At 74.3% G+C, this 9,251-nt stretch carries 5 protein-coding genes; 4 read left to right on the top strand and 1 reads right to left on the bottom strand.

Annotated elements, in window-relative coordinates; translation table 11 throughout:
• From ACWDR0_RS33875 to ACWDR0_RS33865, 3 genes are all read left to right on the top strand, one after another.
• The coding region (locus ACWDR0_RS33875) for a type I polyketide synthase (protein ID WP_456355673.1) at positions 1-3,588 on the top strand (3,588 nt) is incomplete at its 5' end.
• Between the two features lie 118 nt (positions 3,589-3,706).
• The gene (locus ACWDR0_RS33870; protein ID WP_456355672.1) at positions 3,707-5,254 is read left to right on the top strand and encodes an FAD-dependent monooxygenase; all 1,548 of its coding nucleotides are present in this window, start codon (positions 3,707-3,709) and stop codon (positions 5,252-5,254) included.
• Positions 5,251-6,450 carry an FAD-dependent monooxygenase gene (locus ACWDR0_RS33865; RefSeq protein WP_456355671.1) on the top strand — a complete coding sequence of 400 codons (1,200 nt, stop codon included), beginning with the start codon at positions 5,251-5,253 and terminating at the stop codon, positions 6,448-6,450. The genes ACWDR0_RS33870 and ACWDR0_RS33865 overlap by 4 nt, the downstream gene beginning before the upstream one ends.
• A gap of 147 nt (positions 6,451-6,597) precedes the next feature.
• Here ACWDR0_RS33865 and ACWDR0_RS33860 read toward each other — a convergent pair whose 3' ends face one another.
• Positions 6,598-8,130 carry an MFS transporter gene (locus tag ACWDR0_RS33860; protein ID WP_456355670.1) on the bottom strand — a complete coding sequence of 511 codons (1,533 nt, stop codon included), beginning with the start codon at positions 8,128-8,130 and terminating at the stop codon, positions 6,598-6,600.
• A 226-nt stretch (positions 8,131-8,356) separates the two neighbouring features.
• On the opposite strand from ACWDR0_RS33860, the gene ACWDR0_RS33855 reads away from it, so the two are divergent.
• Entirely contained in the window at positions 8,357-8,998 is a 642-nt protein-coding gene (locus ACWDR0_RS33855) for a TetR/AcrR family transcriptional regulator (RefSeq protein WP_456355669.1), read from the top strand.
• Positions 8,999-9,251 lie beyond the last annotated feature (253 nt).

Raw genomic sequence — 9,251 nt, 5'->3', positions numbered from 1 at the left:
GCCCTCCACCACACCTACGGCACCCACCGCCCCAACGAACAACCCCTCTACCTCGGCAGCATCAAATCCAACATCGGCCACACCCAAGCCGCCGCAGGCATCGCCGGCCTCATCAAACTCATCATGGCCATGCGCCATGGACGCCTCCCCCAGAGTCTCCATATCGATGCCCCCACCCCGCACAGCCCCTGGGACGCCTCACTCCAACTGCTGACCGAGGCCCGCCCCTGGCCCGACACCGGACGCCCCCGCCGAGCCGCCATCTCCTCCTTCGGCATCAGCGGCACCAACGCCCACCTCATCATCGAACAACCACCGGCAGCGGCGGAACGGAAGCCGGAGCCCGCGGCCGACACCCCCATTCCCTGGCTGCTCAGCGCCCGCACCGAGCCCGCCCTCCGGGCCCAGGCCGCCCGGCTGTCCGAACATCTGGCGGCCGGGCCGGGGCTGCGCCCGGCGGACGTCGGCCGTTCGCTCGCCGTCACCCGGGCTGCCTTCGCCCGCCGGGCCTCGGTGACCGGCGGCAGCATGGAGGTGCTGCGGGAGCGGCTGGCCGCTCTGGCGCGCGGGGAGAGCGTTCCCGGAGTGGACGAGGGCCCGGTACGGGCCCCGGAGGGAAGTACGGCCTTCCTCTTCTCGGGGCAGGGCAGTCAGCGCCCCGGGATGGGCCGCGGCCTCTACACCGCCTTCCCGGTCTTCGCCGACGCACTCGACGACGTCTGCCGACGACTCGACCCCCATCTCCCCCACCCCCTCCGCGAAGTCATGTTCACCGAAACACCGGACACCGACCCCGACACAGCACCGGACACGAACCCGCCGCAGAACGGCGGCGAACCCCTCCTCACCCGCACCGCATACGCCCAGCCCGCGCTCTTCGCCCTCCAGACCGCCCTGTACCGGCTGCTGCGGCAGGCCGGGGTGGTCCCCGAGGCGCTGCTCGGTCATTCGGTCGGGGAGATCGCGGCCGCCCATGCCGCCGGGGCCCTGGACCTGGACGACGCGTGCGCGCTGGTCGCCGCCCGCGGCAGGCTGATGGAGCAGGTGTCGGCGAGCGGTGCGATGGTGGCCGTACGCGCCCCGGAGCAGCAGGTGCTGGCGTCCCTGAAGGGTCTGGAGGACCGGGTCTCCGTGGCCGCGGTCAACGGGCCCGCGGCCACGGTGATCTCGGGTGACGCCGAGGCCGTGGGCGAGGTCGCCGCCCGGTGGGCGGAGCTGGGGCGCAGAACCCGGCGGCTGCGGGTGAGCCATGCCTTCCACTCGCCGCACATGGATGCCGTACTGGAGGAATTCCGGCAGGTCGCGAAGGGTCTGACGGTCCGTGCGCCGCGGATCCCCCTGGTGTCGTCGGTGACCGGCGGGGTGATCGGTGCGGAGCTGCTGGCGTCGCCCGACTACTGGGTGCGCCAGATCCGGGACACCGTGCGGTTCCTCGACGGGGTACGGACGCTGGACTCCCGGGGTGCCGGGGTCTTCGTCGAGCTGGGGCCGGACGCCGTCTGTGTCCCGATGGCGCAGGAGTCGGTACCGCCGGACGGTCCGGGGTCCGGCGGGCGGCTGTTCGTGCCGCTGCTGCGGCGGGACCGGCCGGAGGCGGAGTCGGCGCTCGGAGCGCTGGGGCGGCTGTTCGTGCACGGCCTGGACGTGGACTGGCGGGAGGCCCTGACGGGTGCGGGCGGGCGGGAGGTGGATCTCCCGGTCTACGCGTTCCAGCACCGGCGGTACTGGCTGGATCCCGATCCGGTGCCGCCGCCCGCCGTCGCGTCGCCGGCGGACTCCGCCTGGTGGGCGGCGGTCGACGGCGGGGAGCCCGCCGCCCTCGCGGAGCTGGTGGGAGTACCGGAGGGAGCGGAGGACGCGCTTGCCGGACTGCTGCCCGCGCTCGCGGCGTGGCGCCGGGAGGAGCACCGGTGGTTCCGCGGGGAGTGGCGGCGCGCGGGTGAGCCGGGCGGGCCCGAACCGGAGTTGCCGCCGGGCCGGTGGCCGGTGCTGATCCCGGCCGGTCACGAGCGGGGCCCGCTGGTGGACGCGGTGGTGACCGCGCTGGAGGAGCGCGGGGCGCGCCCCGTACCGCTGTCGTGGGAGCCGGCGGGTGCCGGGGCCGGACCGCTGGCGCGCGCCCTGCGGGAGGCCGCCGGTGCCGGGGAGGGGCCGCCCGCGGGGGTGGTGTCGCTGCTGGCGCTGCTGGACGGGCTGCACACCCCGGAGGGGGCGGCCGCCGGATACGGTCCGGGGGCCGCGGATGCCCTGCTGGCCGCGGTCCGCTCCCTGGACTGGGATACGCCGGTATGGCATCTGACCTGCGGTGCCTTCCCCGTGGCCGAACCGGGTGAGGTCGATCCGGGCCCCGGGCTTCCGTTGCAGGCCCGGCTGTGGGGCGCGGCGGACGCGCTGGCGGACGGATTCCCGGACCAGTGGGGCGGTCTGGTCGATGTACCGGCCGATCCGGCGGCGCTGGACGAGCGGTTCCGGCGGCGGCTGGCGGCCGTACTGGGCGGACGGCTGCTGGAACCGGGTCAGGACCGGGTGGCGCTGCGGGCCCCGGGTGCCTATGTACGGCGGCTGCGGGCCGTGCCTCGTCCGGCCGCCGCGGCGGAGCGTCCCGCTCCGGGTCCGGCGGCCGCGCTGGTCACCGGTGGGGCGTCCGGGCTCGCGGCGCATGCCGCGCGCCGTCTGGTCGCCGAGGGGGTGACGCATCTGCTGCTGGCCGACTGCCCGGACCCGGCGGACCCGGACCTGGTGGCGCTGATCGCCGAACTGTCGCGGGCGGGGGCCCGGGTGGTGCCCGGTCCGTACGGCTCGGACGACGCGGCGGCGCTGTTCGCGGCGGTGGCGGACCTGCCGGCCGGGCTGCCACTGCGGGCCGTGGTCCACGCCCGGCGGGACTCCGGTGATGCCGCGGGCCGGGCCGCGCTGGCGGCGTACGGGATCGCCGCGCGGTCCGAGGGGACGGTGCTGGTGGCGTTCACCCCGGCCGCGGGGCTGCTGCCGGACGGCGGGGACCGGGCCGCGGCCGAGACGGCGGCCCTGGCGCAGGCGCTGGTGCTGTGGCGGGCCGCGGCCGGCGGACCCGCGGGCGTGATCGCCTGGGGCGCGCACCCGGGCCCCGGTGGGGAGGAGGTCTTCGCGGTCCGGCCCGGTCCGGCGCTGGCCCTGCTGGGCGGTGCCCCGGTGACGGACGGCGCGGTACTGGTACTGGCGGAGACGGATCCGGGCACGGCGCCCGGCCCGCCCGGTGCCGCAGCCCCCGCGGCGGAGGCGGATGAAGCGGCCGCGGACCGTTCGGCGGTGTTCCGGGGCCGGTTCGCGGCGGCCGACGGGCCGGGCCGTGAGGCGCTGCTGATGGACCTGGTCCGGGCGAACGCGGCCGAACTGCTGGGGCTGGACCGGCCGGAGGACCTCGGCCCGGAGGACGGATTCGTCGAGGCGGGCTTCTCCTCCTTCACCGCACTGGAACTGCGCGACCGGATCGGGACGGCCACCGGTCTGGAGCTGTCGACGAAGGCCGTCTACGAACATCCCACTCCCCGGGCCCTGGTGAGCGCCCTGCTCGCCGCGGCCGGGTCCGGCCTTCCCGGGCCCTCGTGAGCGTCCTGCTCGCGGGCCCGTCGAACCTCACCGGGCTCCGATGAGCGCCCCCGCTCGTCGCGCCCCGGTCGAACCTCATATGTCCCGGCACCGGCCGGGACGGAGAAAGGCGGAGAACGTGACCTCTCCTGTCATCGTCGCCGGCGCGGGCCCCACCGGCCTGACCCTCGCGGCCGAGCTGCGGATCGCGGGAGTGCCCGTGGTGCTGCTGGAGCGCGACCCCGTACCGCGGGGCGAGTCCCGGGGCATGGGGCTGCACGCCCGTACGGTGGAGGTGCTGCACCAGCGGGGTGCGGGCCACCGGTTCCGTACCCCCGACACTCCGGTCTGGCCCCGGCTCCACTTCTCGCTCTTCTGGCTGGACCTGTCGGAGGTGGGCGACGACGCCTACACCCTGGCGGTACCGCAGTGGCGGACCGAACAGGTGCTGGAGGAGTGGGTCACCGAACTCGGCGCCGACATCCGGCGCGGCCACGAGGTGACCGGTGTGGAGCAGACCGAAGACGAGGTCGTCGTCCGGGTGCGCGGGCCGGAGGGCGAGTACACCCTGCCGGGCGCCTATCTGGTGGGGGCCGACGGCGGACACAGCACGGTACGGAAACTGTCGGGCTTCGCCTTTCCAGGTACCGGCTCCACCTTCTACGGGGTGCTGGGCGATCTGGCGGTGCCGCCGGGCGGGACGGCGGACTACCGGGTGAACCTCTACCCCGGCGGGCTGTACGCGGAGGTCCCGCTGGAGGGGGGCACCAAACTCCGGCTGATGACGACGGAGTTCGACGTCGAGCCGCCGGAGCCGGGGACCCCGGTGACGGACGACGAGCTGCGGGCCGCCGTGAAACGGCTCACCGGCAGCGAGCGGGAGTTCGACACGACGCTCTGGCGGTCCCGGTTCGGCAACGCGACCCGGATCGCGGAGCAGTACCGCATCGGCCGGGTGTTCCTCGCCGGTGACGCCGCCCATGTGCACTATCCGATCGGCGGCCAGGGCCTGAACACCGGTGTCCAGGACGCGGTCAACCTGGGCTGGAAACTGGCCGCCGCGGTCCGGGGCGACGCCCCGGACGGGCTGCTCGACACCTATCACGCCGAACGTCATCCGGTGGGCAGCCAGGTCTGCATGAACACCCAGGCGCAGATCGCGCTGATGCACCCGCTGGACTCGGTCGGCCCGCTGCGGGAGCTGTTCGGCGAGCTGACCGAACTGCCGGAGGTCAACCGCTATCTGCTGGAGATGGTCACCGGCACCGGGTTCCGCTACGAACTGCCGTACGCGGGCGAGTACGCCGGGGCCCCGCACGAGCTGCTGGGGCGGCGGGTGCCCGATCTGCCGCTCCGGCCCGCGAGCAACGCGGACGGCGGGGACGGCGGGGACGGCGCTGACGGCGGGGGCCCGGAGAGCATCGCCACCGCCCTCCACTCCGGCCGGGCGGTGCTGCTGCACCTCGACCCGGACACCTCGCCGCCCGACATCAGCGGCTGGGACGACCGGGTCCTGACGGTGGCCGCCCGGCCCGTACCGGAGCTGGCCGCCACCACGGTGCTGATCCGCCCCGACGGCCATGTCGCGCATGCCGGAACCGACCCCGGTGACCCCCTGCTGCGGACGGCGCTGACGACCTGGCTCGGCGAGGAGCGTGCCGCCGGTGCCGAGGGGCGGGCGGTATGAGCGCCCGCGAGGCGTACGACGCGGATGTGATCGTGGTGGGCGCCGGTCCCGCCGGTCTGCTGCTCGCCGGTGAACTGGCGCGGGCGGGGGCGCGGGCCCTGGTCCTGGAGCGGGACGGGGAGCCCCGGGTGGCGCCGGGGGTGGCCCTGAACGGTGCCGCGGTGCTGACCCTGGAGGGTCTGGGGCTGATGGAGGAGCTGCGGCGGGAGGCGGTACCGCTGCCGCAGGTGCACTTCGCCCTGCTGTGGGTGGATCTGGACGCCGTGAAGCCCCGGCCGCCGGATCCGGTACTGCTGCCGCAGTCGAGGCTGGAGGCGGCGCTCACGGAGTACGCGGCGGTGCAGGGTGCCGTCGTCCGCCGCGGCTACCAGGTCACCGGGCTGGAACAGGACGGGGACCGGGTCGCGGTGACGGCGGGCGGCCCCGGCGGGCCGCAGGTCTTCCGGGCGCCGTTCCTGGTCGGGGCGGACGGCCCGGAGAGCGTGGTGCGGCGGGCCGCCGGTATCACCCGCAGCCGTACGGGCCCGACGGTCTCGGGCCTTGTCGCGGACGCGGAGGCCGACCCGGCGGCGCTGGCCCCCGAGCACTTCGGGGCCCGGTTCTCGGCGCGCGGGCTGTATATGGGGATCCCGCTCGGCCCCCGTACGGTACGGCTGATGACCACCGAGTTCGGGCGGCGGGCGCCGGACGGGGCACCGACCCGGGCGGAGCTGCTCGCGGCGGTGGCCGCCCTCACCGGCTCCGAGCCGAAGGTGGCGGGCCTGTACCGGCCGCCGGTCCGCTACGACGACCGGACGCATCTCGCGGACTCCTACCGGTCCGGCCGGGTCTTCCTGGCCGGGGACGCGGCCCATACGCACTATCCGCTGGGCGGTCTCGCGATCAGCGCCGCGCTCGCGGACGCGGTCGCCCTGAGCGGGAAGCTGGCCGCGGTGCTGCGGGGCGGGGCGCCGGACGGGCTCCTCGACTCGTACCACGCGGAACGGCATCCGGTGGGGCGGCGGATCATCGCGGTGACCCGGGCCCAGTCGGCGCTGATGCATCCGCTGGAGCGGGTGGGTCCGCTGCGGGAGCTGTTCGGCGAACTGCTGCGGCTGGGCAGTGTGAACGAGCATCTGGCCCGGGCCGTCAGCGGACTGGAGGACCCGGCCCCCGGCTCCGGGCCGCGGCCGGACGGCGGTCCGGAGTCCGGGTGACCGGGTGACCGGGTGACCGGGTGACCGGGAAGAGCATGAACCGACGGCCTCTCCGCTCGCGCGGGGAGGCCGTCGGCACGGGCGGTCGGCCCCGGGGGTTCGCGGTGCCCCAGCACCGCGATGGCCGACCGCTGTTCAGGGGGTCCGTCAGCGCGTCTCCACGGCTTCCTGACCGCCGGTGTCCGCCCCGGTACCGGGGGCGTCGGCGACATCGGCCGGAGGCGCCGGGGGCGCGGCGGCCCGGACCAGCAGAACGGCGAGGAGCGCGGCGACGGAGAAGCCGACACCGACCCAGAAGGCGACCGAACTGCCCTCGGCGAGGCTGTAGTCGGCGATGGCGAGCGCGTCGAGCCCGGCCGGCGGGTCGGCCGCGGCGTCCCGGGCCGCGTTGGTGAAGACGGTGACGAGAATCGCGAGGCCGAGGGATCCGCCGACCTGCTGCATGGCGTTGAGGGCGCTGGACGCGGCGCCCGACTCCTGCGGCGGGACACCTGAGACGGCGACGATGGTCAGCGGCACGGTGAAGAGTCCGACGCCCACGCCGAACAGGATCATCGGGCCGAGAAGCCCGCCGACGTAGCTGCTGCCCGCGTCGATCTGGGCCAGCCAGGCCATGCCGACTCCGACCAGGACCACACCCACCAGCATGAACGTCTTGGCGCCCACCTGGGCCAGTTGCTTGGTGACGACTCCGGCCGCGACCATCAGGGCCAGCGCCACGGGCACGAAGGCGAATCCCGCCTTCAGCGGGCTGAAGTCGAGGACCTTCTGCACGAACTGGGTGAGGAAGAAGAACATCCCGGTCATCGTGCCGGAGAGCAGCAGCATCCCGGCGAACATGATGGACCGGTCGCGGTCGGCGAACAGGCTCAGCGGCAGGATGGGCTGGCTCGCGCGGGACTCCCAGACGAGGAACCAGACCAGCAGGATCACGGACGCCGCGAAGGACCCCAGGGCCAGCCCGTCACTCCAGCCGTCCTCGGCCGCGCGGATGAAGCCGTAGACGAGGAGCGTCATACCGACCGTCGAGGTCAGCGCGCCGGTGATGTCGAAGCGGCTGCCGCGGATCCGGTCCGTCTCCTTGATGTAGACGGGGACGAGCAGCAGCAGGAGCACACCGAAGGGCACATTGACGAACATCACCCAGCGCCAGGACAGCCAGTCGGTGAGTACACCGCCGAGCACCAGCCCGAGGGCGGCGCCCGATCCGGAGACCGCGCCGTAGACGCCCACCGCACGGGTGCGGGCGGGGCCCTCCTCGAAGGTGGTGGCGATCAGCGCCAGGGTCCCGGGCGCGGCGAAGGCGGCACCGACGCCCTGGGCCGCGCGGGAGATCAGCAGTAGCTCGTCCGAGTTGGCGAGACCGCCGACCAGCGAGGCGACGGTGAACACCAGGACACCGGCGAGGAACACCCGCCGCCGGCCCAGGATGTCCCCGGCGCGTCCGCCCAGGAGCAGCAGTCCGCCGAACGCCAGGGCGTAGGCGTTGAGGACCCAGGACAGACCGGCTTCCGAGAAGTCCAGGGCACGCTGCATCTCGGGCAGGGCGACGTTGACGATGGTCGCGTCCAGGATCACCATGAGCTGGCAGGTGACGATCAGCAGCAGCGCGATCGAGGGGTTCCGGGACGTGGAACTCGCTGAACTCGCCGGCTGCGACGGGGGTGACGAGGTCGTCACAACAGCCTCCAGAAGGGCTATTCTTCGCGTGGATGACAGAGTGAGATGCCCTGCTCCCCCCGGGCACGACGGTGCGGGCGACGGGGCAGGGAGTACGGCGCGAGGGAGGCAGCCCTCGACCGGAAGCCGTTCAATGGCAGAACAAGGGCCCCGCTAGGCTAAGAGGAGGGCTCCTCCACCTAGAATACGGAGGAGGCCTCCGCATGACAACCCGCCAGGAGCCGCTATGCCCAGAAGTGCCGATCCCCATCGCACGATGCGTTCCGATGCCCACCGCAACTACCAGCGGCTGCTCGCCGCGGCCGAAGGCGTGTTCGGCGAGTCCGGGGCCGATGCCTCCCTGGAGGAGGTGGCCCGCCGGGCCGGTGTCGGCATCGGGACCCTCTACCGCCACTTCCCCACCCGCAAGGCGCTCCTGGAGGCCATGCTGCGCGGCGGGATCGACGCCCTGGAGATCAGGGCCGAGGAGCTGATCTCGGCCGAGGACTCCGCCGCCGCCCTGGCCGAGTGGATGCGGGCACTGCGCGACCACGCCACCCGCTACCGGGGGCTCTCCGCCGCGCTGATGGTGGATCTGCTGGACGAGAGTTCCGGAGTGGCCGCCACCTGCGGTTCGATGCTCCAGGCCGCGACGGCGCTGCTGCACCGGGCGCAGCGCGAAGGCACGGTGCGCGGGGATGTCACCATCGGTGACGCGGTCACCATGGTCAATGCCGTGGCCTGGTCGGTGGAGCAGTCCGCCACCGGTGCCGAGCAGGGCGAGCGGGTTTTCCAGCTGATGATGGACGCGCTGCGCTGCGTCGAGGCCGAGCGCCGGCACCACCCGCGGCCGGGACGGCGGGACCGGGCGGCGGGGATCGCCCCGTAATCCGGCGGAACACGGGGCCGGGGCCCGGCGGAACCGAGCCGTAACCGGGCGGAACACGGCGGCCCGGCCCGTGCGCCCCGGGCCGCCGCGGGCGTCCCCGGCGGCTCAGGCCCCCCGGAGCCCCCGGGCGCCGGGGCCCTGCCCCTCCGGGGTGTCCCGGGCTGTAAGTCGGGGATACGCCATGGTGGAACTCATCGATCACGATGACATCGAAATGATCGGGTGCAAACCCGTCCAGGTTTTGAGCGTGTAG

It is taken from the genome of Streptomyces sp. NPDC003691, assembly GCF_053981115.1.
The sequence above is the reverse complement of the archived record's forward strand: the minus strand, read 5'-3'. Positions and strand labels throughout refer to the sequence as shown.